Here is a 22,428-nt window from a genome sequence, read left to right on the forward strand (position 1 = left end):
AAGGAGTTTCACCATGGCCAAGGTCGAGAAGATCAGCATCGCCCTGACCCCGGAAATGGCTGCCAGCGTGCGCCAGGCCGTGGCGGACGGGGACTATGCCTCCAGCAGCGAAGTGATGCGCGAGGCCCTGCGCGACTGGCAGGCCCGCCGCAGCCTGCGCGTCCAGGCGATCGACGAATTACGCCGCCAATGGGACGCTGGCCTCGCCAGCGGGCCGGCCGTGGATGGCGAAGAAGCCTTCTCGCGGATCGAGGCGGCGCTGGCGGCACGAACCGGCGGCCGCACCGCCGCCCGATGAGTTTCCGCCTCCGCCCGGCGGCCGAAGCGGACATCGAGGCAATCGCCGCCTCAATTTGTTGACATTTTTATAAAAGCCTCTTATTTATGAGCGCATCGACTATCTGCCGAGGAGCATCTGCAATGGCCCTTCCGATCCGCACCACTCTTGCAGATGTTGATGCCTTGTGCGGATACCTGATCACCAAGCCGACCGGCGCCAACACTGCAGAAGCAAAGGCTGTCCTGGACGAAAAAATCCTGGATGGTCGCAAGCTTTCAGCTTTAAAGGTGTGGGGCCTGATAGAAGAAACAAGTGCTGGGAAGATGAGACTCACGGAGCGAGGTCGCCTTGTATCAAAAGACAAAGGCGCTAGACGATCCAGCGCCCTAAAGGAGGTAGTGTCTTCTATCAGTCCATATGTCGCAATCATTGAGAGAGCAATTCATAGAGGGGAAACGGCTCTCACTGCAACCGAAGTTGCCACACACTGGCATCAACACTTTAAATCAGACGCCTCAGATAGCGACAAGATACTAAATGATCAAGCAGTATGCTTTTTTCAGCTTGCGGAGGGAGCGGATTTAGGAAAACTTGTTGTTGGAAGAAAAGGGCAGTCAACTAGGTTTGTTTTTGATGAATTAAATACCCGAGCCTTCATCGAAAATATCGATCCTAAAAATGATGTCGATGAAGAAATTACAGATGAGCATACAAATTCAGAGGAGTTGTCACGGAAAAATCCCATTCCTGGTACGACCAATCCAGATATTTCTATGCCGGAAAAGGCCGCACAGCATGGAAATAGGGTTTTTATTACTCATGGGAAGAACAAAAAAATCCTTGAGCAGGTTAAGGAATTAGTTGCATTCGGGAAATTCGAACCAATCGTTGCTCAAGAGCGAGAAACCGCTGCAAAGCCCGTCCCCGACAAGGTTATGGACGAGATGCGTTCATGCCATGCGGCTGTTATACATGTCGGCCTAGAGGGCATGATTAAAGATCAAGACGGGAATGAACATCCACAAATAAATGGTAATGTTCTGATTGAGATAGGCGCCGCAATGGCCCTTTACGGAAGGAATTTCATTTTATTAGTCGAAGAAGGAGCAAAGCTACCTTCAAATTTACAAGGTCTATATGAATGCAGATATTCTGGAGACGAATTAAATATGCCAGCAACCATGAAACTTCTTAAAGCATTCAATGAATTTCACTGAGAATAGATTCATTCCACCAATAGTTTATGGAATTCAATTCCGATTCATAACTATGCTATAAGTTTTTATTATTTGCAGTATTTCTAATATTCACAGACTAAAGACTATCAATTTTTCTCGCCTTTCTCCGGTAAGCGGATCTCATGGCTTCAGAAGCTTCCTCTTTTGTTGTGCCGAATGTATCAGGAAGCCGTACAGCGCGAGAGCCCTCCGTTTTGCCACGCGCATAGCAGAGCCATTGAGTTGGATTTCCCATCTCCATAGTAAAAAGCAACTCATAGTCGTCGAACATTGGAAAGTCGGGATCTGACGGGCAAAGTTGCCGCTTCTCTCCCCCAAAGTCGCTAAAGCCGCACTCGAATTCTCTCACTGTATCCCAATGTTTCCCTTGGTCGTCGATTGGCGCCTGAATACTACTTACCAAATAGGAGCCGCAATAAGGACACTGGAACTCTGAAATATCCCTTCGTAGCCTAGCCAATTCATCCTGCATTTCCGCAATGGCTTGACCGTTTGCCAAATTAACGAGTTGGCTCCTCGGATGTGCGGCATAGAGATCTGGCCGAATAACTTTTAGGATTTTAAGTGCAATATCAACCGCCTCCGCATCGGATGTTCGCACCGCGAAACTATCTGCGAGAGGCGGACTAAATTGTTCCACCTCCAGGTATTCCACCTCATGCCAAACAGGCAAAATTCGGCCTCTGCCGCTAATTTCTAAAGCAACTAATCCTTTCAATTCCCGTTTTGGCCAAGATTTATTCATAAAATTCCTACTAAGAATGACTATACCATATCTAGATTTTTTAAGCCCCTGATCTATTGATTCTGAAATTGAGTCGCCGATATTGAGCGTGAATTCATCATACCAAACACTAACACCCAAGCTGACTAGCGCGTTAGCTAATGGCCGCACGAAAGTTTCCTTGTCTTCCGACGCGTGCGATATGAATGCATCCCACCCTGCATGGATAGTATCGTCGTTAGCCATGGAGTTTTCCTGAGGCTGCGTAGATCACCTCCGAAAATTGTATCTGAAGTAAAGGCGTTCCGACTATCGACTCACTTCGAATCGGCCACCGCAATATTCCCACTCCCCCGCATTCCCCGAAAAGTCCCTCGTCCCACACCACAGTTGTCATGCCGCATCGCGATATGCTGCACTGGCGGGATACCGGGGTATAGGGGACCGCGACCCGCATGGAGCCTGTTGACGACGCCGTCAGATCTGAGCCGCGCCTGGAGCTGCGCGGGATCACCAAGGCGTTTCCCGGCGTCATCGCCAATGCGGATGTCTCGTTTTGTGTCGGCGCGGGCGAGATTCACGCGCTGCTGGGCGAGAACGGGGCGGGCAAGAGCACGCTGGTCAAGCAGATCTATGGCATCCTGAAGCCCGATCGCGGCGAGATCCTGTGGGATGGCCGCGAGGTGAGCGTGCCCAGCCCCCATGCCGCCCGCACACTCGGCATCGGCATGGTGTTCCAGCATTTCTCGCTGTTCGAGGCGATGACCGTGCTGGAAAACGTGGCGCTGGGCATGGACGACCCGGGGCGCGACCGGGCGGGCCTGGCCGCGCGCATCAAACAGGTGTCCGAGAGCTACGGCCTGCCGCTGGACCCGGCGCGCGAGGTTCACACCCTGTCGGTGGGCGAGCGCCAGCGTATCGAGATCGTGCGCTGCCTGCTGCAGTCCCCGCGCCTGCTGGTGATGGACGAGCCGACCTCGGTGCTCACGCCGCAGGAGGTGGGGCGGCTGTTCGAGACCCTGCGCAAGTTGAAGGCCGAGGGCTGCTCGATCCTCTACATTTCCCACAAGCTGGGCGAGATCAAGGAGCTGTGCGACCGCGCCACCATCCTGCGCGGCGGCAAGGTGGTCGCCGCCTGCGACCCGGGACAAGAGACCGCGCGCAGCATGGCGCAGTTGATGATCGGGGCGGAATTCCGCAGCGTCGCCAGGCGTGAGGCCGGCGGCAGCGATGGCCGCGCGCGCCTGGTGGTGAAGGGGTTGAGCATGGCGCCGGAGATGGCGCATGGCGTGCCCTTGAAGAATATTCACCTGTCCCTGCGGGCGGGCGAGATTCTGGGCGTGGCCGGGGTGGCCGGCAACGGCCAGGGCGATCTGCTGGCCGCCATCGCGGGCGAGCGGCGGGCGGCATCGGCTGAGATGGTCGCGATCGACGGTAAGCCGGTGGGCCGCCTGGGCCCGGCAGCGCGGCGCCGGCTGGGCCTGTGTACGGTGCCGGAGGAGCGCAACGGCCACGGTGCCGTACCGGACATGTCGCTGACCGACAATGCCCTGCTCTCGGGTTTCAAGCGCATGGGCTTCATCCGGGGCGGCTTCCTCGACCGGCCCAAGGCGCGGCGCTTTGCGGCCGAGGTCATCGCCCGCTTCGACGTGCGCACGCCGGGCACCGAGACGGCGGCGGGCAGCCTGTCGGGCGGCAATTTGCAGAAATTCATCGTCGGGCGCGAGATCATGCAAAAGCCCGAGGTGCTGGTGGTGGCACAGCCCACCTGGGGCGTCGACGCCGCCGCCGCCGCCACGATCCAGCAGGCACTGGTCGATCTTGCCGCGACCGGCAGTGCGATCCTGGTGATCTCGCAGGATCTGGACGAATTGCTCACCTTGACCGACCGGATCTGCGTGATCAATGCCGGGCAATTGTCCGATGCCCTGCCCACCGCCACCGTCTCGGTCGAGGAGATCGGCTTGCTGATGGGCGGCATCCACGGCGTGCCTGAAGCCGTTCCTGATCGGGGGGCCGCGTGATGGCCTACAAGATCGAGGCGCGGCGCCAGATCTCCACCCGCATGCTGTACCTCACCCCGTTCATCGCGGTGGCGGCGACGGTGGCGGCGGGGTTCTTCCTGTTTGTGGCCCTGGGCGTCGATCCGGTGGAGACGCTGTATTACTTCTTCATCTCGCCCCTGGAGACCAAGAACGGCCTGGCCGAGCTGGGCGTGAAGGCGGCGCCGCTGATCATGATCGCGGTCGGCCTGGCGCTGGGCTACCGGGCCAATATCTGGAACATCGGGGCGGAGGGGCAGCTCACCATGGGCGCCCTGTGCGGCGGGGCGGTGGCGCTGGCCTTCTGGGAACAGGGCGGGTTCTACATCCTGCCCCTGATGGCGCTGGCGGGGATGGCCGGCGGGGCGGCCTGGGCGGCGATCCCCGCCTTTCTCAAGACCCGCTTCAACGTGAACGAAATCCTCACCAGCCTGATGCTGACCTACGTCGCCACGCTGTTCCTGGCGGTGATGGTGTTCGGGCCGCTGAAAGATCCACAGGGTTACAATTTCCCGCAGTCGCGCCTGTTCTCGGACTCGGCCCTGCTGCCGATCATCTGGGAGGAGACGCGGCTGCATCTGGGCTTCGTGGTGGCGCTGGCGGTTGCCGTGGCGGGTTGGGTGCTGTTGTCCCGCAGCATCATCGGCTTCCAGATCCGCACGCTGGGCTCCGCCCCCGCCGCCGCGCGCTATGCCGGCTTCGACCGCACGCGGCTCACCTGGTTCTGCCTGTTGCTGACTGGTGCCCTGGCGGGGCTGGCCGGCACCTTCGAGGTGGCGGGGCCGGTCGGGCAGTTGGTGCCCAATGTCTCGCCCGGCTATGGCTTCACCGCCATCATCGTCGCCTTCCTCGGCCGCCTGCATCCGCTGGGCATCATCGCTTCGGGCTTCCTGATGGCGCTGTCCTATCTGGGGGGCGAGAATGCGCAGATCACGGTGGGCCTGCCGCAGGCGGTGACCGGCGTGTTCCAGGGCCTGCTGCTGTTCTTCCTGCTCGCCTCCGATTTCCTGGTGCGCTACCGGGTGCGGCGGGTGAAGCTGCTGTTGGAGGGGGTGTGATGAATATCGATACCATCCTGCCCATGCTGCTCACCGTGATTGCCGCGGCCACCCCCCTGCTGCTCGCCTCGATCGGGGAGCTGGTGACCGAGAAGGCCGGGGTGCTGAACCTCGGCGTCGAGGGCATGATGCTGGCCGGCGCCGTGATCGCCTTCGCCACCACCGTGGGCACGGGCAGCGCCGCCCTGGGCATTGTCGCCGCCATGCTGGCCGGCATGGCCACGGCCCTGGTGTTCGGGGTCCTGACCCTCACCTTGATGGCTAACCAGGTGGCGACCGGCCTGGCGCTGACCATATTCGGCATCGGCCTGTCGTCCCTGATCGGCAGCGGCTATATCGGCGTGCCGGTGGAGAAACTCGCCCACCTCGACATTGCCGGCCTGTCCGATCTGCCGGTCATCGGCCCGCTGCTGTTCGGGCACGACGTGCTGGTCTACGCCGCCGTCGCGATCACCTTCGCGGTTGCCTGGTTCCTGAAGCACACGCGGGCCGGCCTGATCCTGCGGGCGGTGGGGGAATCCGATCTCTCGGCCCATTCGATCGGCTATGACGTGATCAAGGTGCGCTACATGGCCGTGCTGTTCGGGGGCCTGTGCAGCGGCCTGGCCGGGGCCTATCTCTCGCTGTCCTACACGCCCATGTGGGTGGAGGGGATGACGGCCGGGCGCGGCTGGATCGCACTGGCGCTGGTCGCCTTTGCCTCGTGGCGGCCGTGGCGGGTGCTGGGCGGGGCCTATATCTTCGGCGGCGTGACCATCCTGCAGCTTTACCTGCAGGGCTCGGGCGGCATCGGCGTGCCCGCGCAGGTGATGAACATGCTGCCCTATCTTGCTACCATCATCGTCCTCACCGTGATTTCGGCCGGCCCCTGGCGGGGACGGCTGGACGCGCCGGCCTGTCTGGGCAAACCTTTCCGGCCTGCAAGCTGACCCTTTCGCCTTCAACGCCGCTGGAGTGTCACCACCATGATCCGACCCATCAACCGCCGCACCTTCCTCGGCACGGCCGCCGCCGGCCTGACCCTGGCCGCCAGCCCGTTGCGCGGGGCCAGCGCCGCCGACCCCTTGAAGATCGGTTTCGTCTATGTCGGCCCCGTGGGCGATTTCGGCTGGACCCATGGCCACGATATCGGCCGCAAGGCGATCGAGGCCAAGTTCGGCGACAAGGTGAAGACCACCTTCGTCGAGAGCGTCGCCGAGGGCCCGGATGCCGAGCGGGTGATCCGGCAACTGGCGTCGAGCGGCAACAAGCTGATCTTCACCACCTCGTTCGGCTATATGGAGCCGACCTTGAAGGTGGCCAAGAGCTTCCCCAAGGTGATGTTCGAACACGCCACGGGCTTCAAGACCGCGCCCAATGTCAGCGTCTACAACTCGCGCTTCTATGAAGGCCGCGCCATCGTCGGCCATATCGCGGGCAGCCTGACCAAGACCGGCAAGATCGGCTACATCGCCTCCGTGCCCATCCCGGAAGTGGTGATGGGCATCAATGCGACCGCGATCGCCGCGCGCAAGGTGCGCCCCGATGCGGAAGTGAAGGTGGTGTGGGTGAACTCCTGGTACGACCCGGGCAAGGAAGGCGACGCCGCCAAGGCCCTGATCGACCAGGGCGTCGACATCATGACCCAGCACACCGACAGCCCGGCGCCGCTGCAGATCGCCGAACAGCGCGGTATCCTCGGCGTCGGCCAGGCCTCGGACATGAAGAACTTCGCGCCCAAGGCCCAGCTCACCGCCATCGTCGACGAATGGGGCCCCTATTACGTCGAACGCACCCAGGCGATGCTCGACGGCACCTGGAAGACCAGCGACACCTGGCACGGCCTGAAGGAAGGCTTTCTCTCGATGGCGCCCTATGGTGACGCGGTGCCCGAGGCGCTGCGCAAGGAAGCCGACGACATCAAGGCCGGCATCATCGCCGGCACCTACCTGCCCTTCGCCGGCCCGATCAAGGACCAGAAGGGCGAGGTCAAGATCCCCGAGGGCAAGTCGATCCCCGACGGCGACCTGCTGGGCATGAACTGGTACGTCGAGGGTGTGCAGGCCTGATCGTCGTTCGTCATCCCGGCGAAGGCCGGGATCCATTCCGGGCAGCACGCGACGTCTCAATGTATTCCGGCCTTCGCCGGAATGACGAGCATGGGATCGGCATGGTTGCGTGGTTCGACAGGCTCACCATGAGGAAAATCTTCATGCCAAAAAGACTTTCCTCATCCTGAGCCTGTCGAAGGACGCAGAATAGTTGGGCCGCATGACCACCTCCTCCCCCCGCCGCGCCCTGCGCGGGCGCCTGCTTGATTTTGTTGCCGACCCCGCCGTGGCGGGCGCGGATGCCCTGCGTTACGTGCGCGACGGCATCCTGGTGGTCGAGGATGGCCGCATCACCGCCCGGGGCGAGGCCGCTGCCCTGCTCCCGGGCCTCGCCTGCCCGATCGACGACCACACCGGCAAGCTGATCCTGCCCGGCCTGATCGACCTGCACATCCATTACCCGCAAAGCCGGGTCATCGCCGCCTTCGGCACCCAGCTCATGGACTGGCTGGAACGCTATACATTCCCCGAGGAAAGCCGGCTGGCCGACCCCGATCACGCCAAGTGGCAGGCCGATTTCTTCCTCGACGAACTGCTCGCCAACGGCACCACCACGGCGATGGTCTACAGCACCGTGCATACCGGCGCGGCCGAGGCATTCTTCGAGGCCTCGGCCGCGCGCAATACCCGCATGATCGCCGGCAAGTCGATGATGGACCGCAATGCGCCGCCCTGGCTGATGGATACGGCGCAGGGCTCCTACGATGCGGCGAAATACCTGATCCAGCGATGGCATGGCAGCGGGCGCCAGCTCTATGCGGTGACCCCGCGCTTTGCCCTGACCTCGAGCGACGCGCAGCTCGAGTTGGCGGCGGCGCTGATGCAGGAATTCCCCGGCGTCTACCTGCAAACCCATCTGTCGGAGAACGACAAGGAAATCGAACTGGTGCGCCAGACCTACCCCTGGGCGCGCCACTACACCCACGTCTACGAGCGTTTCGGCATCACCGGCCCGCGCTCCCTGTTCGGCCATTCGATCCACCTCGACGATGACGAGGTGCGGATCCTGGCCGAGACCGGCTCGATTGCCGTGTTCTGCCCGACCTCGAACACCTTCTTAGGCTCCGGCCTGTTCGACCGCGACCGTTTGGCCGCAGGCGGTGTGCGCTTGGGGCTCGCCACCGATGTCGGCGGCGGCACCAGCTATTCCATGCTGGCGACCGCCGGCGAGGCCTACAAGGTGCTGCAACTGCGCCGCCAGACGCTGCGTCCGCTCGACGCCTTCCACATGATGACCAGGGGCAATGCCGCCGCCCTGAGCCTGACCGACAAGATCGGCACGCTGGACGTGGGCTCGGAAGCGGATGTGGTGGTGCTCGATGCCCGCGCCACCCCGGCCATGGCCCACCGCATGACCGCGGTGGAGGACGACCTGGAACAGGAGCTGTTCGTCCTGATGATCATGGGCGACGACCGCAATGTCGCCGCGACTTATGTCGCCGGGCACCAGCGCAAAAGGCCCGGCTGAGACGTTGTGCGTCCTTCGAGACGGCCCTTCGGCCTCCTCAGGATGAGGAGATTTGTTTTGGCACAAAGATTCTCCTCATCCTGAGGAGCCATGCGAAGCGTGGCGTCTCGAAGGACGCACGCTGCCGCCCCAGCGCTCCCTACGCTGCGATAAGCTCGAATCTGTCGACATCGACCAGGCCGCGGTCGGTGATCTTCAGGTGCGGGATGACCGGCAGGGGCAGGAAGGCCAGTTGCAGGAAGGGTTCGGGCAGCGGGCAGCCCAGCGCGCGGATGACATCGCGCAGGGCGACCAGGTCGGCGCGCACCGCCTCGAAGGGCTTCAGGCTGACCAGCCCGGCCAGCGGCAGGGCCAGTTCGCCGATCACCTTGCCGTCGATCGCCGCGACGAAACCGCCGCCCAGTTCGATCAGGCGATTGACGGCGACCGCCATGTCCCCATCATCGCTGCCCACCACGCAGACATTGTGGCTGTCGTGCCCGACCGACGAGGCGAGCGCGCCACGCTTCAGGCCGAAGCCCTTGACGAAGCCGCGCCCGATGTTGCGGTTGTGGCCGTGACGCCCCAGGACACAGACCTTCAGCACGTCCTGCTCCACATCCGGCTGCCGCTCGCCGTTCACGTAGGGCAGGGTCATGGTCAGGTGCGCCGTCACCACCTTGCCCGGCTCGATGCCGATCACCGGGCCGCTGGGGCCCGAGGCGCGCACGACGAAATCCGCAGGAGAGACCGGCTCCAGCTTCATCGAGTCGAGGCCGATCGGGCTGGGCAGGTCGCGCCCGTCGAACAGGTCAGGCCGCACGATCCGCCCGGCCGAGATCACGCTGTTGACCGCGCAGGTCTCCAGGTCATCCAGCAGCACGATATCCGCCCGCTTGCCCGGCGCGATCAGCCCTCGGTCGCGCAGGCCAAAGCCCATCGCCGCCGACCATGACGCCGCGCGATAGGCATGGGCCACCGGCACGCCGCCGGCGATCGCCTTGCGGATCAGATGGTCGAGGTGGCCTTCCTCGTGAATGTCGAGCGGGTTGCGGTCGTCGGTGCAGAAGCCGATGAAGGACGAGGTATCGGCGGTGATCAGGGGCGCCAGGGTTTCCACGTCCTTGCACACGGTGCCTTCGCGGATCAGCACCTGCATGCCCTTGCGCAGCTTCTCCCAGGCTTCCGGCAGCGAGGTGGTCTCGTGGCAATTGCGGATGCCACAGGAGAGGTAGGCGTTCAGCTCCATCCCCGTGACCATCGGCGCGTGACCGTCGATGTGCCAGCCGTCGAACGCCGCGAGCTTGGCCAGCACCTCCGGGTCCTTGAAGAAGATGCCGGGGAAATTCATGAATTCGGCCAGGCCGATCGAATGCTTGTGCCCGCGATAGGCGACCAGGTCGTCGGCGGTCAGCTTGGCGCCGGCCGTCTCCAGATGCGTCGCCGGCACGCAGGAGGAAAGCTGCACTTTCAGGTCCAGCATGGTGTTGGCAGCAGCAGAGAGGAAATAGTCGAGGCCGCGGGTGCCCAGCACGTTGCAGATCTCGTGGGGGTCGCAGATCGCCGTGGTGGTGCCCCGGGGCAGGACGCAGCGGTCGAACTCGCCGGGCGTCACCAGGCTCGATTCGCAATGGACGTGGGTATCGATGAAGCCCGGCACGCAGGTGAGATTGCGGCCATCGATCTCGACCTTGCCGCGATAGCCCTCGTAGGTGCCGATGATGCGGTTGCCGCAGATGGCGATGTCGCCCTCGGCAATCTCGGTGGTCGCCACGTTGAGAAAGCGGGTGTTGCGGATGACGAGGTCGGCTTGCGTCCGGCCCAGCGCCTGATCGATCATCCGCTCCAGAAAGCTGGTGTCGTACGCCATGGCCACCCTCCGCTTGCTACTTCGTGCCGAACAGGCGATCGCCGGCATCGCCCAGGCCCGGCACGATATAGCCGTGGTCGTTCAGGCATTCGTCGATCGCGGCGGTATAGATCGGCACGTCCGGGTGCGCCGCCCTCAAGGTGGCGATGCCTTCGGGCGCGCACAAGAGGCTGACGAACTTGATCGAGCTGCAACCGGCCTGTTTCACCTTGGAAACCGCCGCCACCGCCGAATTGCCGGTCGCCAGCATGGGGTCGAGCACGATCACCTGGCGCTCGTCGATGTCGCGGGGCAGTTTCATGAAATATTCGACCGCCTGCAGGGTCTTGGGGTCGCGGTAGAGGCCGACATGGCCGACCCGGGCCGCCGGCAGGATGTCCAGCATGCCGGTCAGCAGGCCGTCGCCCGCCCGCAGGACCGAGACCAGACACAGTTTCTTGCCCGCCAGTTGCGGCATCATACAGCGCTTGATCGGGGTTTCGATCTCGATCAGCTCGGTCGGCACGTCGCGCACCACCTCATAGGCCAGCAGCATGGCGATCTCGCGCAGCAGGCGGCGGAAGCCCATGGTCGAGGTTTCCTTGCGCCGCATGATGGTCAGCTTGTGCTGCACCAGGGGATGATCGACCAAAACCACGCCGTCCGCCATTGCCCGTGCCCTATCCATTACCGCTCGTGCCCGCAGTCAAGACGATCGCCGCCACCGCGTAAAGGGGCCGCGATCTTTCGATTTTGCCGAAAGGTCAATTGCCGATCACCGTGGCAGACAACCGGCGCGAGGCCCCCCTATCCTCGACATCATGCGCCCGACCGTCAACGACCTGACACTCGGCCAGCGGCTCTACGAGCGGCTCGAAGCCTTTGCCCGGCACTCGGAGGACGAGGGAAAGCTGACCCGCACCTTCCTGTCGGGCGCCCACAAGGCCGCCGCCGACGAATTGGCCGGCTGGATGCGCGCCGCCGGCATGAAGGTCGAGACCGACGCCATCGGCAACGTCGTCGGCCGCTATGAAGCGACCACCTCCGGCGCACCCTGCCTGATGCTGGGCAGCCACATCGACACCGTGCGCGACGCCGGCAAATACGACGGCAACATGGGTGTCCTGGCCGCACTCGCCTGCGTCGAGGCATTCCACCAGGCGGGCGACCGTTTCCCCTTTGCCATCGAGGTGGTGGCCTTCGGCGACGAGGAAGGCGTGCGCTTTCCCGTAACCTTGTCGGGCTCACGCGCCATCGCCGGCAGTTTCGATACCACCACCCTGTCCCTGCGTGACAAGGACGGTATCTCGCTGCGCGAGGCGCTGGTCGCCTTCGGTTGCGACCCCGCCCGCATCGGGCAGATCGCCCGCAAACGCGAGCAGATCCTGGCTTTCGTCGAATTGCACATCGAGCAGGGCCCGGTGCTGGAGGACGAGGGCCTGGCGGTCGGCGCGGTCACCGCGATCAACGGCGCCAGCCGCCTGTCGGTGGAGGTCAAGGGGGTCGCCAACCATGCCGGCACGGTGCCCATGCACCTGCGGCGCGACGCGCTGGCGGCCGCCGCCGAAATGATGCTGGCGGTCGAGGCCCGCGGCCGGGCCGAGGCGGAACTGGTGGCGACGGTCGGCCGGGTCGACGTCATGCCCGGCGCGATCAACGTCATTCCCGGCCTGGTGCGCTTCACCATGGATGTCCGCTCCCCGTCCGATGCCGCGCGGCGCCGGGCGGTGGCCGACATCGACCGGCGCATCGCCGAAATCGCCCAGGCGCGCGGGGTCGAGAGCGCCATCACCCTGACCCACGAGGCTGCCGCCTGCCGCTGCGCGCCCGAACTGGTCGAGGCGATCGGCGGTGCCATTGCCCGGGCCGGGCTGGCCGTCAAGCGCCTGCCCTCGGGCGCCGGGCACGACGCCATGGCCTTCAGCCGCCTGTGCCCGGTGGGCATGATCTTCGTGCGCTGCGAGAAGGGCATCAGCCATAATCCGGCCGAGGCGATCACGATCGAGGACGCAGACATCTCGATGCGGGTCCTGATGGACTTTATAAAGAATTTCGATGCCGAAAAGCCCTCTCCGCCCTTCAGGGGGGAGAGGGTTGGGTGAGGTGGGTCGACGGCGTAGAGCGTGCTCTGCCCCGCGACCACCTCACCCTCCCCACCGCTTCGCGGCGGGTCCCCTCCCTCTCCGACGCCACGCGGCGGAGAGGGAAATTCGGGCTTCGTGAGGCGGCACAGTTTTGAGAGGACAAGTCATGACGGTGAAGATCGACGGCCGGCGCCTGAGCATCGGCCAGGTGGCGGCGGTCGCCCGGCCGAACGGCAACGGGCGCTTCGACAAGGCGGCCCTGCACCTGCAGTCGCGCGGCAAGCTGGAACAGGCGCGCGCCTTCATCGACGCCAACTGGATGAACGACGACGCGCCGCTGATGTATTCCTTCAACACCGGGGTCGGCCTGTTCAAGGAAATCCGCGTGCCCATGGCCGACATGGCGGCCTATCAGGAGAAGTCGATCCTGGCCCATGCCACCGGTGTGGGCGAACCCTTTGCGCAGGATGTCACCCGCGCCACCATGCTGCTGCGCGCCAATGCCTTCGCCTCGAACTATTCCGGGCCCAGGGTCGAGGTGGTCGACCGCCTGCTGGCCTTTCTCAACGCCGGCATTCACCCGGTGATCCCGCAGAAAGGCTCGGTCGGGGCCTCGGGCGACCTGGCCCCGCTGGCCTATCTTGCCGCCACCATCTGCGGCATGGACAAGGCCGAGGTGATCTACAAGGGCAAGCGCATGCCCGCGCGAAGCGCGATCGCCAAGGCCGGCTTCGAGGTCGATTTCCCGCTGGGGGCCAAGGATGCCTCGGCCCTGATCAACGGCTCCACCGTGTCGCTCGCACTCGCCGTGCTCGCGACCCACGATGCCCGGCGGATCGCCAAGCTGGCGGATATTACCTTGGCCCTGAGCCTGGAGGCCCTGCGCGGCGAGAAGGCGGCCTTCGATCCGCGTGTGCACCGCGCCCGGCCCCATCCCGGCCAGGCCAAGGTGGCGCGCAATGTGCTGCGCCTGGTCGGCGATTCCAAACGCTGCGACCAGGCCGCCCGCGACCTGATTTTCCCCGACGAAGCCCGCCAGCCCGGGAGCAAGGCGCCGCCCCGGGTGCAGGACGTCTATTCCCTGCGCTGCGCGCCCCAGGTCCACGGCCCGGTGGCCCAGGCGCTGGACTATATCGAGGGCATCGTCACCACCGAGATCAATTCGGCGACCGACAACCCTCTGATGTTCGAGCTGGACGAGGGTGGTTACACGGTGATCTCCGGCGGGCATTTCCACGGCGCCTATGTCGCCCAGGCGATGGACCTGCTGGGCATTTCGATGGCGGACCTGAGTTCGATATCAGAACGCCGGCTGGCCCGCCTGATCGATCCCACCATGTCCTACGGCCTGCCGCGCAACCTGCTGGCGGGGCAGCGAGGCCTCAATACGGGGTTTGCCACCGTGCAGTGCTCGATGTCCGCTTTGGTGATGGAGAACCGCCACCTGGCGACCCCGGGCAGCGTCGATTCGATCCCGGGCAAGAGCAATGCCGAAGACCATGTCTCGAACTCCACCTGGTGCGCCCGCAAGGCCCGCACCATCGTCGAGAACACCGAGCAGGTGGTCGCGGTCGAAGCCCTGATGGCCGCCCAGGCCCTGTCCCTGGTCGAGCCGATCGCCAAGGACTACCCCTTGGGGACCGGCACCAGCGCCGCCCTGAAAGCCATCCGCGGGGTGATCCCGGCCGCGCTGGACGGCGACCGCTGGTACCACGACGAAATCGCCACGGCCCTGGACCTGGCCCGCTCCAATGCCATCGTCGACGCGGTGGAGGCGGCCGTTGGGCCGCTGGAATAATTGGATCTGCCTAAAAATTAGCCACCTCCCAATCCCCTGATCATTTCATATTCTTTGAAAATCATTCCGGATTACCGCACTGCCGCATAAGGCGGCGGCCCGGCACAATCGGCCCATCGATTGTGCGGAGGCGGGGGCATGGCGGTACGCGACGACAGCAGTGTGGAGTTGATCGGGGTTACCAAATCCTATGGCGGCACCATCGCCGTCGACCGAATCGACCTCAAGATCCCGCCGGGCACCTATTGCTGCCTGCTTGGGCCGTCCGGCTGCGGCAAGACCTCGACCCTGCGCATGATCGCCGGGCACGAAGAGATCAGCGACGGCTATTTGCGCATCGGCGACCGCCAGGTCGAGGACGAGCCGCCGGTGAAGCGCGGCACCGCCCTGATGTTCCAGAGCTATGCCCTCTTCCCCCATCTCGACTGCGTCGACAATGTCGCCTTTTCCTTGAAGATGCGCGGCGTGGCCAAGGAGGAGCGCCGGGCCAAGGCGCGCGAGATGCTGGCCGTGGTCCACATGGACCGCTATGCCGATCGTCTCCCGGCGCAACTTTCGGGTGGCCAGCAGCAGCGTGTGGCCCTGGCCCGCGCCCTGATCACCAGGCCTTCCGTCCTGCTCCTCGACGAACCCTTGTCGGCGCTGGACCCGTTCCTGCGCGACCGGATGCGCGAGGAATTGAAGCGCCTGCAGCTCGAACTGGGCATCACCTTCATCCATGTTACCCACAGCCAGGGCGAGGCCATGGCCCTGGCCGACCTGGTGGTGATCATGAAGGACGGCCGCATCGAACAGGCCGCCCCGCCCCGCGCCGTGTTCAACGCCCCGGCCACCGCCTTCGTCGCCCAGTTCATCGGCGGCCACAATGTGATCAAGGTCGAGGACGGCAGCCAGGTCGCGGTGCGCAGCGACCGCATCAGCCTGATCCCCGCGGCCGAGGGCATGGTGGTAGACGGCACCTGCGTCAGCGCCATCGTGCGATCCATGGAGTATCACGGCGCCGCCGTGCACCTGCGCCTGGATACCGCGCTGACCGACGAATTCTCGGTGGTGGTGGACGAAGCCGCCTTCTTCGCCAGCCCGCTGGAAATCGGCGACCGGGTCACCGCCCGGTGGAGCGCCGATCACGCCCATCCGTTGACCGCCTGATTTGACCCAAGGAGAACCGACCATGAGCACCAAGTCACGTCGCAAGGGGCCTTCCCGCCGCAGCTTCCTCAAAGGCGGCGCCGCCCTTGCCGGCACTGCGATCGGCAGCGGCGCCATCACCGGCTTCCCCACCCTGTGGGCGCAGAACATCAAGGACGTCACCCTGCGCCAGTTCGGCACCGGCGTGTCCAACCTCAATGCCATCGCCGACAAGGTGAAGTCCGACCTGGGCTTCACCCTGGCCATGACCGCACTCGATTCCGACGCGATCACCCAGCGCGCGGTGACCCAGCCCAAATCCTTCGACATCGCCGACATCGAATACTGGATCTGTAAGAAGGTCTTCCCGACCGGCGGCCTGCAGCCGATGGACGTGAAGAAGATCAAGTATTTCGACAAGATCGTGCCTATCTTCGTCACCGGCAAGCTGACGCCTGAATCGGTGATCGCCCAGGGCACCGCCCCGCACACCGTCAGCTTTGTCGAGTCGCCGGAGGCCAAGGCCTTCGCCAAGCAACCCACCCAGTGGATGACCCTGATCCCGACCATCTACAACGCCGACACGCTGGGCATCCGCCCCGACCTGGTGGGCCGCCCGATCAGCAACTGGAAGGACCTGCTCGACCCTGCCTTCAAGGGCAAGGCCTCGATCCTGAACATCCCCTCGATCGGCATCATGGATGCGGCCATGGTCTGCGAATCCGCGGGCCTGTGGAAATATGCTGACAAGGGCAACATGTCGAAGGAAGAGATCGACAAGACCATGGGTGTGCTGACCGAGGCCAAGAAGGCCGGCCAGTTCCGCGCCTTCTGGAAGAGCTTCGACGAGAGCGTGAACCTGATGGCCTCGGGCGAGGTCATCATCCAGTCCATGTGGTCGCCGGCGGTGGCTGCCGTCCGCTCCAAGGGCATTCCCTGCGTCTACCAGCCGCTCAAGGAAGGTTACCGCGCCTGGGGCGGCGGCCTTGGCATCGCCAAGCACCTGAGCGGCCTCGAGCTCGACTGTGCCTATGAATACATCAACTGGTACCTGTCGGGCTGGTGCGGCGCCTACCTGAACCGCCAGGGTTACTACTCGGCCGTGCTCGACACCGCCAAGGAATTCATGTCGCCGGAAGAATGGGCCTTCTGGATGGAAGGCAAGCCCGCCGCCGCCGACATCCTCAGCCCCGAAGGCAAGGTGATGGAAAAGGCCGGTGCCGTGCGCGACGGCGGCGCCTTCGTCGAGCGTATGGGGGCGGTCGCCTGCTGGAACTCGGTCATGGACGAGGATCGTTACATGATCAAGAAGTGGAACGAGTTCATCGCCGCCTGAACGAGCACCTACACCGCCGTCATTCCGGCGAAAGCCGGAATCCATCGAAGGGGCAGGCTCGACCCGATCCCGCCCCTTCACGGCAATGGATCCCAGCTTTCGCTGGGATGACGATCACCATTCGGGATGCATTGGGGGTAGACCATGAGTACCGCAGTCATCGCCGTGCCGAAACGCAGGCGCTTTCGCCTCGGCGCCATCGCGCCTTATCTTCAGGCGATGCCGCTGGGCCTGGTGCTGGCGGTGTTCCTGGTCATCCCCATCCTGACCATCGTCATCGTCAGCTTTTGGGACTATGACAGTGTCCAGATCTACCCCGATTTCCTGTTCACCAACTATATCGATCTGCTGACCTCGCAGGTCACCTGGAAGACCTATCTCAACACCATCAAATATGCCGTGCTGGTCTGGCTGTTCACCTTGGTCATCGGCTTCACCGTCGCCTATTTCGTGGCCTTCCACGTGAAATCGGCGACGGCGCAGATGGCGCTGTTCCTGATCTGCACTATCCCGTTCCTGACCTCGAACATCATCCGCATGATTTCGTGGATCCCGTTCCTGGGGCGCAACGGCATCCTGAACCAGGCCCTGCAGGGCATCGGCGTCACCGACCAGCCGCTGGAATTCCTGCTGTTCTCGGACTTCAGCGTGATCCTCACCTTCGTTTATCTCTATGCCCAGTTCATGGTGGTGCCGATCTTCAATTCGATGATGCGCATCGACCGCAACCTGATCGAGGCGGCGCGCGACGGCGGCGCCAGCGGCTTCCAGACCCTGGTCAACGTCATCATCCCCCTGACCAAGTCGGGCATCCTGATCGGCACGATCTTCGTGGTCACCCTGGTGATGGGCGATTTCATCACGGTGCGCCTGATGTCGGGCGGGCAGAGCGCCTCGGTCGGGCTGATGATCGCCAACGAGATTTCCCTGCTGCAATACCCCGCCGCCGCCGCCAATGCCGTGGTGCTGCTGATCATCGTGCTGCTGATGGTCGCCGCCATGCTGCGCGTCGTCGACATTCGCAAGGAGCTGTGAGCGATGCGTGAGACCCGCCGCGGCCTGGCCTTCTGGGCGCTCGCCAGTTTCTTCGGCCTGTTCGTGCTGTTCCTTTACGGGCCCACGATCACCATCATGATCCTGTCGTTCCAGGGCGAGGACGGCGGCCTGACCTTCCCCATGAACGGCTTCTCGCTGCACTGGTTCGGGCGGCTGTTCCAGCAGCAGGCGGTGGGCGATTTCGGCGGCTCGCTGTCCCGCTCGCTGCTGCTGGGCCTGATCGTCACCATCCTCACCGTGACCATCTCGCTCTCGGCCGGGCTTGCCTTCCGGCGGCGCTTCTTCGGCTCGACGCCGCTGTTCTATCTCGCCATCGCCAGCCTGATCGTGCCCTCGATCCTGGTCAGCTTGGGGATCGGCCTGATGTTCAACGTGCTGGGGATCGAGCCGGCCTGGAACACCTCGGCGCTGGGCGCGCACCTGACGTGGACCCTGCCCTTCGGCCTGCTGATCATGTTCGCCGTCTTCAACCGCTTCAACAAAGCCTTCGAGGAGGCGGCACGGGACCAGGGCGCCAGCCCATGGCAGACCCTGCGCCATGTCACCGTGCCGATCCTGCTGCCCTCGCTGATCGGGGTGGGCCTGTTCGGCTTCACCCTGTCCTATGACGAATTCGCCCGCAGCCTGATGACCACCGGCAGCTACAACACCCTGCCCCTGGAGATCTACGGCATGACCACCAGCGTCACCACCCCCGTGCTCTATGCCCTGGGCACGGTCACCACCCTGCTGTCGATCGTGGTGATCACCGCCGCGCTCTACGGCGTGGTCTATGTCCAGCGCCGGCGGGCGGGCAAGGGCTCCGACGCCGGGCGCGGGGTGTGATAGCGTGGCGCCATGCGCATCAAGCTGATCAACCCCAACACCACCTGGTCGATGACCGACAAGATGGCCGCCGCCGCCCGTGCGGTGGCCATGCCGGGCACCGAAATCGTGGCGGTGTCGCCGCAAGGCGGGCCGGCCTCGATCGAGGGCCATTATGACGAGGCGGTCGCCACCATCGGCCTGCTCGAGGAAATTCGTTCGGGCGAGGCCCAAGGTTTCGACGGCTACATCATCGCCTGCTTCGGCGATCCCGGCCTGATGGCCGCGCGCGAGCTGGCCAACGGCCCGGTGGTGGGCATCGCCGAGGCGGCCATGCACATGGCCAGCCTGATCGCGCCCGGCTTTTCCGTCGTCACCACCCTGGCCCGGACCAAGGGCATCGCCGAACACCTGGCCGAGCGTTACGGCATGGCCCGTTTCTGCCGCAAGGTGCGCGCAACCGACATCGCGGTGCTGGAACTGGAAGACCCCGCCTCCAACGCCGGCACCCGCATCATCGAGGAATGCCGCGCCGCCCTGCGGGAAGACGAATCGGGCGCCATCGTCCTTGGTTGCGCCGGCATGGCCGATCTGGCGGCCGAGATTTCGCGGGCCATCGGCGCGCCGGTGGTCGAAGGCGTCACCGCCGCGGTGACCCTGGTCGAATCCCTGGTCCGCCTGAATCTCAAAACCTCGAAACGGGGCGAACTCGCCCCACCGCTGCCCAAGTCCTATAGTGGGGGTCTCGCGTATCTTTCCCCCTGAGGCGCATTGTGGCGACAGCGACCTTCGATTTCGACGACCTCTCCCCCCAGGACCAGTACAAGCTGCTGATCGGCACGGTGGTGCCCCGGCCCATCGCCTGGGTGACCACGGTGGACGCGCAGGGCCGGGTCAATGCCGCGCCGTTCAGCTTCTTCAACGCCCTGTGTTCAGCACCGCCGATCGTGGCCCTGGGCCTAGGCAGCCGGCCCGGCGGCGAGGCCAAGGACACGCCGGCCAATATCGCCGCGACCAACGCCTTCACGGTGAACATCGTCTCGAACGACCTGGCCGAGAAGATGAACGTGACCGCCACCACCTTCGCCCCCGGCATCGACGAACTGCGCGAGGCCGGCCTGACCACGGTGCCCGGCACCAAGGTGCCTTGCCCGCGCATTGCTGAGGCCCCCGCCGCCCTGGAATGCCGCCTCTACATGACCATTCCGGTGGGCGAGGATGTCATCGTCCTGGGCCAGGTGGTCGCCGCCCATTACGACGAGCGGGTGATCAATGTGGCGCGCAAGCACATCGACCCCAAGGCCCTGGATGCCATCGCCCGTCTGGGCGGCAACGGTTACGCCACCACCCGCGACATCTTCGACCTCGCCAGGTTGAGCGTCGAGGAATGGGAGACGAACCACACGCCGAACGCCAGACGGCCGCGGTGAAAGTCCCCTCTCCGCCGTTTGCGGGGGAGAGGGAGGGGCCCATTGCGCAGCAATGGGAGGGTGAGGTGGTCGATGGGACAGATCTCGCTCATGTCAGCCACCCTCCTCACCCAACCCTCTCCTCCGGGGAGGAGAGGGCTCTGCTGGTGATTAGGGGAGCATCTGGCGTAACCGCAACAGCGCGATGCGCTTTACCTGTTCCAGGGCGGTGGCGAATTCGACTTCCGGTGCATTCGTCACGCGCACCTCGAACGCGGCCAGGATGGCGTGCTTGTCGAGGCCTTTGACCGCGATGATGAAGGGGAAGCCGAAGCGCGCCTTGTAGGCCTCGTTCAAGGCGGTGAAGCGCGCCAGTTCCGCCGGAGTCAGCCGGTCCAGGCCGGCGCCGGCCTGTTCCGCCGTCGATTCGGCGGTCAGGCCCTTGGCCAGGGCCAGTTTGCCCGCGAGATCCGGGTGGGCGTTCAGCAAGGCCAGCTTCGCCTCATGCAATGCCGGTTCCAGCGCCCGGCACAGCGCCGCGTGGATTCCCTCAGCCGAATAATCGCCGATCCCGGCATCGAAGGCGGCCGCGGCAATCCAGGGCGAATGTTCGAACACGCCGCCGAACCTGGCGATGAAGGCATCACGGTCCATGGGTCACGCCGGGTGGTACTGGTGCCAATGGCGCGCGATATCCACCCGCCGGGCAAACCAGACCCCTTCATGGGACTGGGCATAGTCGATGAACCTCTCCACCGCCGCGAAGCGCCCGGGCCGCCCGGCCAGCCGGCAATGCAGGCCGATGGAGAGCATGCGCGGCGTCTCCGCGCCTTCCTTGTAGAGCGTGTCGAAGCTGTCCTTCAGATAGCTATAGAACTGCTGCCCCTCGCCGAAACCCTGGGCGTTGATGAAGCGCATGTCGTTGGCATCGAGCGTATAGGGCACGATCAGCAGGGGCTTGCCCGCCACATCCTGCCAATAGGGCAGTTCGTCGTCATAGGCATCGGCGTCGTAGAGGAAGCCGCCGTGTTCGGCGACCAGGCGCCGGGTATTGGGGCCGGTGCGCCCGGTGTACCAGCCCAGCGGCCGGGTGCCGGCGACCTGGGTCAGGATTTCGACGGCCTGTTGAAGATGGGCGCGCTCCACCGCCTCTTCGACATACTGGTAGTTGATCCAGCGCAGGCCGTGGCTGGCGATCTCGTGGCCGGCGTCGACCATGGCGCGGATCAGCGCCGGGTATTTCTGCGCCGCCAGGGCCACGGCGAACACCGTCACCGGCACCTTCTTCGCCTCGAACAGCTTCAGCAGGCGCCACACGCCGACCCGCGCGCCATAGTCGAAGATCGATTCGACCGACAGGTGGCGCACGCCGGTCAGGGGTTGGGCATTCACCACCTCGGACAGGAAAGCCTCCGACGCAGCGTCGCCGTTCTCGATCGAATTCTCGCCGCCCTCCTCGTAGTTGAGGACGATCTGCACCGCGATCCGCGCACCACCCGGCCAATTGGCCTTGGGCGGCGTCGGGCCATAGCCGATCAGGTCGCGCGGGGGCTGCCAGGTCATGAAACGCTCTCTTGCCGTGTCTGCCCGCATCTTAATGCCTGTTGGGCCCAAGGCGATGGGGCGATCATTCGCGATTATTGTAAGATGTTTGAGCAAATCCAGCCTTCCCCCGGTGCGGCCCCCGCCGCCACCATGGGAAAGGCTTAGAGGGTGACGTGATGAGCGCTGGCAGATTGACCACCCATGTGCTGGATGCCGCCCACGGCGTGCCCGCGGCCGGGGTGAAGATCACGCTCTATCGCCTCTCGGCCGCAGGTGCTGGCGAATTGCTGGTCAGCGCCATCACGAATCACGACGGCCGCTGCGACGGGCCGATCCTGGCGGGTGACGCCTTGGTCCCGGCACTTATGAGCTGGTCTTCGAGGCCGGCGCCTATTTCCGCGCGCGCGGCGTCGCCCTGCCCGAGCCGGCCTTCCTCGACGTGATCCCGATCCGCTTCGGCATCGCCGATGCCGGCCAGCACTATCATGTGCCGCTGCTGGTCTCGCCCTACAGCTTCTCGACCTATCGGGGAAGCTGAGC

Annotated in this window: 20 protein-coding genes and 1 pseudogene; 16 read left to right on the top strand and 5 right to left on the bottom strand. The window is 64.2% G+C overall.

Annotation, left to right across the window (positions count from 1 at the left end; genetic code table 11):
- Nucleotides 1-13 precede the first annotated feature (13 nt).
- Nucleotides 14-298 carry a ribbon-helix-helix domain-containing protein gene (locus D3874_RS02295; protein WP_119776013.1) on the top strand — a complete coding sequence of 95 codons (285 nt, stop codon included), beginning with the start codon at nucleotides 14-16 and terminating at the stop codon, nucleotides 296-298.
- 122 nt (nucleotides 299-420) lie between these two features.
- Nucleotides 421-1,497, top strand: a complete 1,077-nt coding sequence (locus D3874_RS02300; RefSeq protein ID WP_158595785.1) for a TIR domain-containing protein — start codon at nucleotides 421-423, stop codon at nucleotides 1,495-1,497.
- Nucleotides 1,498-1,594: 97 nt separating this feature from the next.
- Here D3874_RS02300 and D3874_RS02305 read toward each other — a convergent pair whose 3' ends face one another.
- Entirely contained in the window at nucleotides 1,595-2,488 is an 894-nt protein-coding gene (locus tag D3874_RS02305) for a toll/interleukin-1 receptor domain-containing protein (protein WP_119776018.1), read from the bottom strand.
- 209 nt (nucleotides 2,489-2,697) lie between these two features.
- Here D3874_RS02305 and D3874_RS02310 point away from each other — a divergent pair, with 209 nt between their 5' ends.
- The 5 genes from D3874_RS02310 to guaD all read left to right on the top strand — a co-directional run bounded on the left by D3874_RS02310 (nucleotide 2,698) and on the right by guaD (nucleotide 8,900).
- Nucleotides 2,698-4,266: an ABC transporter ATP-binding protein gene (locus tag D3874_RS02310; protein WP_119776020.1), complete on the top strand. Its 1,569-nt coding sequence runs from the start codon at nucleotides 2,698-2,700 to the stop codon at nucleotides 4,264-4,266.
- Nucleotides 4,266-5,342, top strand: a complete 1,077-nt coding sequence (locus tag D3874_RS02315; RefSeq protein WP_233559795.1) for an ABC transporter permease — start codon at nucleotides 4,266-4,268, stop codon at nucleotides 5,340-5,342. Before D3874_RS02310 ends, D3874_RS02315 begins: the two co-directional genes overlap by 1 nt.
- A complete protein-coding gene (locus D3874_RS02320; protein ID WP_119776023.1) occupies nucleotides 5,342-6,271 on the top strand; it encodes an ABC transporter permease in 930 nt (309 codons plus the stop codon). Before D3874_RS02315 ends, D3874_RS02320 begins: the two co-directional genes overlap by 1 nt.
- Nucleotides 6,272-6,307: 36 nt before the next feature.
- Nucleotides 6,308-7,390: a BMP family ABC transporter substrate-binding protein gene (locus tag D3874_RS02325; RefSeq protein WP_119776025.1), complete on the top strand. Its 1,083-nt coding sequence runs from the start codon at nucleotides 6,308-6,310 to the stop codon at nucleotides 7,388-7,390.
- A 202-nt stretch (nucleotides 7,391-7,592) separates the two neighbouring features.
- A complete protein-coding gene (gene guaD / locus D3874_RS02330) occupies nucleotides 7,593-8,900 on the top strand; it encodes a guanine deaminase (protein WP_119776028.1) in 1,308 nt (435 codons plus the stop codon).
- 139 nt (nucleotides 8,901-9,039) lie between these two features.
- Here guaD and ade read toward each other — a convergent pair whose 3' ends face one another.
- Both ade and upp read right to left on the bottom strand, forming a co-directional pair.
- Nucleotides 9,040-10,749, bottom strand: coding sequence for an adenine deaminase (ade, locus tag D3874_RS02335; RefSeq protein ID WP_119776031.1), 1,710 nt, complete (start codon nucleotides 10,747-10,749; stop codon nucleotides 9,040-9,042).
- A 16-nt stretch (nucleotides 10,750-10,765) separates the two neighbouring features.
- Nucleotides 10,766-11,398, bottom strand: coding sequence for a uracil phosphoribosyltransferase (gene upp, locus D3874_RS02340; protein WP_119776033.1), 633 nt, complete (start codon nucleotides 11,396-11,398; stop codon nucleotides 10,766-10,768).
- 151 nt (nucleotides 11,399-11,549) lie between these two features.
- On the opposite strand from upp, the gene D3874_RS02345 reads away from it, so the two are divergent.
- From D3874_RS02345 to D3874_RS02380, 8 genes are all read left to right on the top strand, one after another.
- The gene (locus D3874_RS02345) at nucleotides 11,550-12,830 is read left to right on the top strand and encodes an allantoate amidohydrolase (protein WP_119776035.1); all 1,281 of its coding nucleotides are present in this window, start codon (nucleotides 11,550-11,552) and stop codon (nucleotides 12,828-12,830) included.
- 148 nt (nucleotides 12,831-12,978) lie between these two features.
- Nucleotides 12,979-14,610, top strand: coding sequence for an HAL/PAL/TAL family ammonia-lyase (locus D3874_RS02350; RefSeq protein WP_119776037.1), 1,632 nt, complete (start codon nucleotides 12,979-12,981; stop codon nucleotides 14,608-14,610).
- A gap of 138 nt (nucleotides 14,611-14,748) precedes the next feature.
- The gene (locus D3874_RS02355; protein WP_119776039.1) at nucleotides 14,749-15,759 is read left to right on the top strand and encodes an ABC transporter ATP-binding protein; all 1,011 of its coding nucleotides are present in this window, start codon (nucleotides 14,749-14,751) and stop codon (nucleotides 15,757-15,759) included.
- A gap of 22 nt (nucleotides 15,760-15,781) precedes the next feature.
- Nucleotides 15,782-17,074 (top strand): ABC transporter substrate-binding protein, encoded by a 1,293-nt coding sequence (locus D3874_RS02360; RefSeq protein ID WP_119776040.1) that lies wholly within the window; start codon nucleotides 15,782-15,784, stop codon nucleotides 17,072-17,074.
- A 144-nt stretch (nucleotides 17,075-17,218) separates the two neighbouring features.
- Nucleotides 17,219-18,109 (top strand): ABC transporter permease, encoded by an 891-nt coding sequence (locus D3874_RS02365; protein WP_119776041.1) that lies wholly within the window; start codon nucleotides 17,219-17,221, stop codon nucleotides 18,107-18,109.
- 3 nt (nucleotides 18,110-18,112) lie between these two features.
- Nucleotides 18,113-18,955 (top strand): ABC transporter permease, encoded by an 843-nt coding sequence (locus tag D3874_RS02370; protein ID WP_119776042.1) that lies wholly within the window; start codon nucleotides 18,113-18,115, stop codon nucleotides 18,953-18,955.
- A gap of 12 nt (nucleotides 18,956-18,967) precedes the next feature.
- Complete coding sequence (locus tag D3874_RS02375) at nucleotides 18,968-19,699, top strand: aspartate/glutamate racemase family protein (protein WP_119776043.1); 732 nt, start codon at nucleotides 18,968-18,970, stop codon at nucleotides 19,697-19,699.
- An 8-nt stretch (nucleotides 19,700-19,707) separates the two neighbouring features.
- Nucleotides 19,708-20,364 carry a flavin reductase family protein gene (locus tag D3874_RS02380; RefSeq protein ID WP_119776045.1) on the top strand — a complete coding sequence of 219 codons (657 nt, stop codon included), beginning with the start codon at nucleotides 19,708-19,710 and terminating at the stop codon, nucleotides 20,362-20,364.
- A gap of 150 nt (nucleotides 20,365-20,514) precedes the next feature.
- On the opposite strand, the gene uraD is transcribed toward D3874_RS02380, so the two are convergent.
- Complete coding sequence (gene uraD / locus D3874_RS02385; RefSeq protein WP_119776047.1) at nucleotides 20,515-20,997, bottom strand: 2-oxo-4-hydroxy-4-carboxy-5-ureidoimidazoline decarboxylase; 483 nt, start codon at nucleotides 20,995-20,997, stop codon at nucleotides 20,515-20,517.
- 3 nt (nucleotides 20,998-21,000) lie between these two features.
- Nucleotides 21,001-21,906, bottom strand: coding sequence for an allantoinase PuuE (gene puuE, locus D3874_RS02390; protein ID WP_119776050.1), 906 nt, complete (start codon nucleotides 21,904-21,906; stop codon nucleotides 21,001-21,003).
- 158 nt (nucleotides 21,907-22,064) lie between these two features.
- Between puuE and uraH the strand changes: the two are divergent.
- A pseudogene (gene uraH, locus D3874_RS02395) lies at nucleotides 22,065-22,426 on the top strand (hydroxyisourate hydrolase).
- Nucleotides 22,427-22,428 lie beyond the last annotated feature (2 nt).

This window comes from Oleomonas cavernae (assembly GCF_003590945.1).
Taxonomy (GTDB): Bacteria; Pseudomonadota; Alphaproteobacteria; order Zavarziniales; family Zavarziniaceae; genus Zavarzinia; species Zavarzinia cavernae.

Coding starts and splice junctions, on each gene's coding strand:
- D3874_RS02295 (WP_119776013.1), top strand. CDS start 14: ATGGCCAAGGTCGAGAAGATCAGCATCGCCCTGACCCCGGAAATGGCT.
- D3874_RS02300 (WP_158595785.1), top strand. CDS start 421: ATGGCCCTTCCGATCCGCACCACTCTTGCAGATGTTGATGCCTTGTGC.
- D3874_RS02305 (WP_119776018.1), bottom strand. CDS start 2,488: ATGGCTAACGACGATACTATCCATGCAGGGTGGGATGCATTCATATCG.
- D3874_RS02310 (WP_119776020.1), top strand. CDS start 2,698: ATGGAGCCTGTTGACGACGCCGTCAGATCTGAGCCGCGCCTGGAGCTG.
- D3874_RS02315 (WP_233559795.1), top strand. CDS start 4,266: ATGGCCTACAAGATCGAGGCGCGGCGCCAGATCTCCACCCGCATGCTG.
- D3874_RS02320 (WP_119776023.1), top strand. CDS start 5,342: ATGAATATCGATACCATCCTGCCCATGCTGCTCACCGTGATTGCCGCG.
- D3874_RS02325 (WP_119776025.1), top strand. CDS start 6,308: ATGATCCGACCCATCAACCGCCGCACCTTCCTCGGCACGGCCGCCGCC.
- guaD (WP_119776028.1), top strand. CDS start 7,593: ATGACCACCTCCTCCCCCCGCCGCGCCCTGCGCGGGCGCCTGCTTGAT.
- ade (WP_119776031.1), bottom strand. CDS start 10,749: ATGGCGTACGACACCAGCTTTCTGGAGCGGATGATCGATCAGGCGCTG.
- upp (WP_119776033.1), bottom strand. CDS start 11,398: ATGGCGGACGGCGTGGTTTTGGTCGATCATCCCCTGGTGCAGCACAAG.
- D3874_RS02345 (WP_119776035.1), top strand. CDS start 11,550: ATGCGCCCGACCGTCAACGACCTGACACTCGGCCAGCGGCTCTACGAG.
- D3874_RS02350 (WP_119776037.1), top strand. CDS start 12,979: ATGACGGTGAAGATCGACGGCCGGCGCCTGAGCATCGGCCAGGTGGCG.
- D3874_RS02355 (WP_119776039.1), top strand. CDS start 14,749: ATGGCGGTACGCGACGACAGCAGTGTGGAGTTGATCGGGGTTACCAAA.
- D3874_RS02360 (WP_119776040.1), top strand. CDS start 15,782: ATGAGCACCAAGTCACGTCGCAAGGGGCCTTCCCGCCGCAGCTTCCTC.
- D3874_RS02365 (WP_119776041.1), top strand. CDS start 17,219: ATGAGTACCGCAGTCATCGCCGTGCCGAAACGCAGGCGCTTTCGCCTC.
- D3874_RS02370 (WP_119776042.1), top strand. CDS start 18,113: ATGCGTGAGACCCGCCGCGGCCTGGCCTTCTGGGCGCTCGCCAGTTTC.
- D3874_RS02375 (WP_119776043.1), top strand. CDS start 18,968: ATGCGCATCAAGCTGATCAACCCCAACACCACCTGGTCGATGACCGAC.
- uraD (WP_119776047.1), bottom strand. CDS start 20,997: ATGGACCGTGATGCCTTCATCGCCAGGTTCGGCGGCGTGTTCGAACAT.
- puuE (WP_119776050.1), bottom strand. CDS start 21,906: ATGACCTGGCAGCCCCCGCGCGACCTGATCGGCTATGGCCCGACGCCG.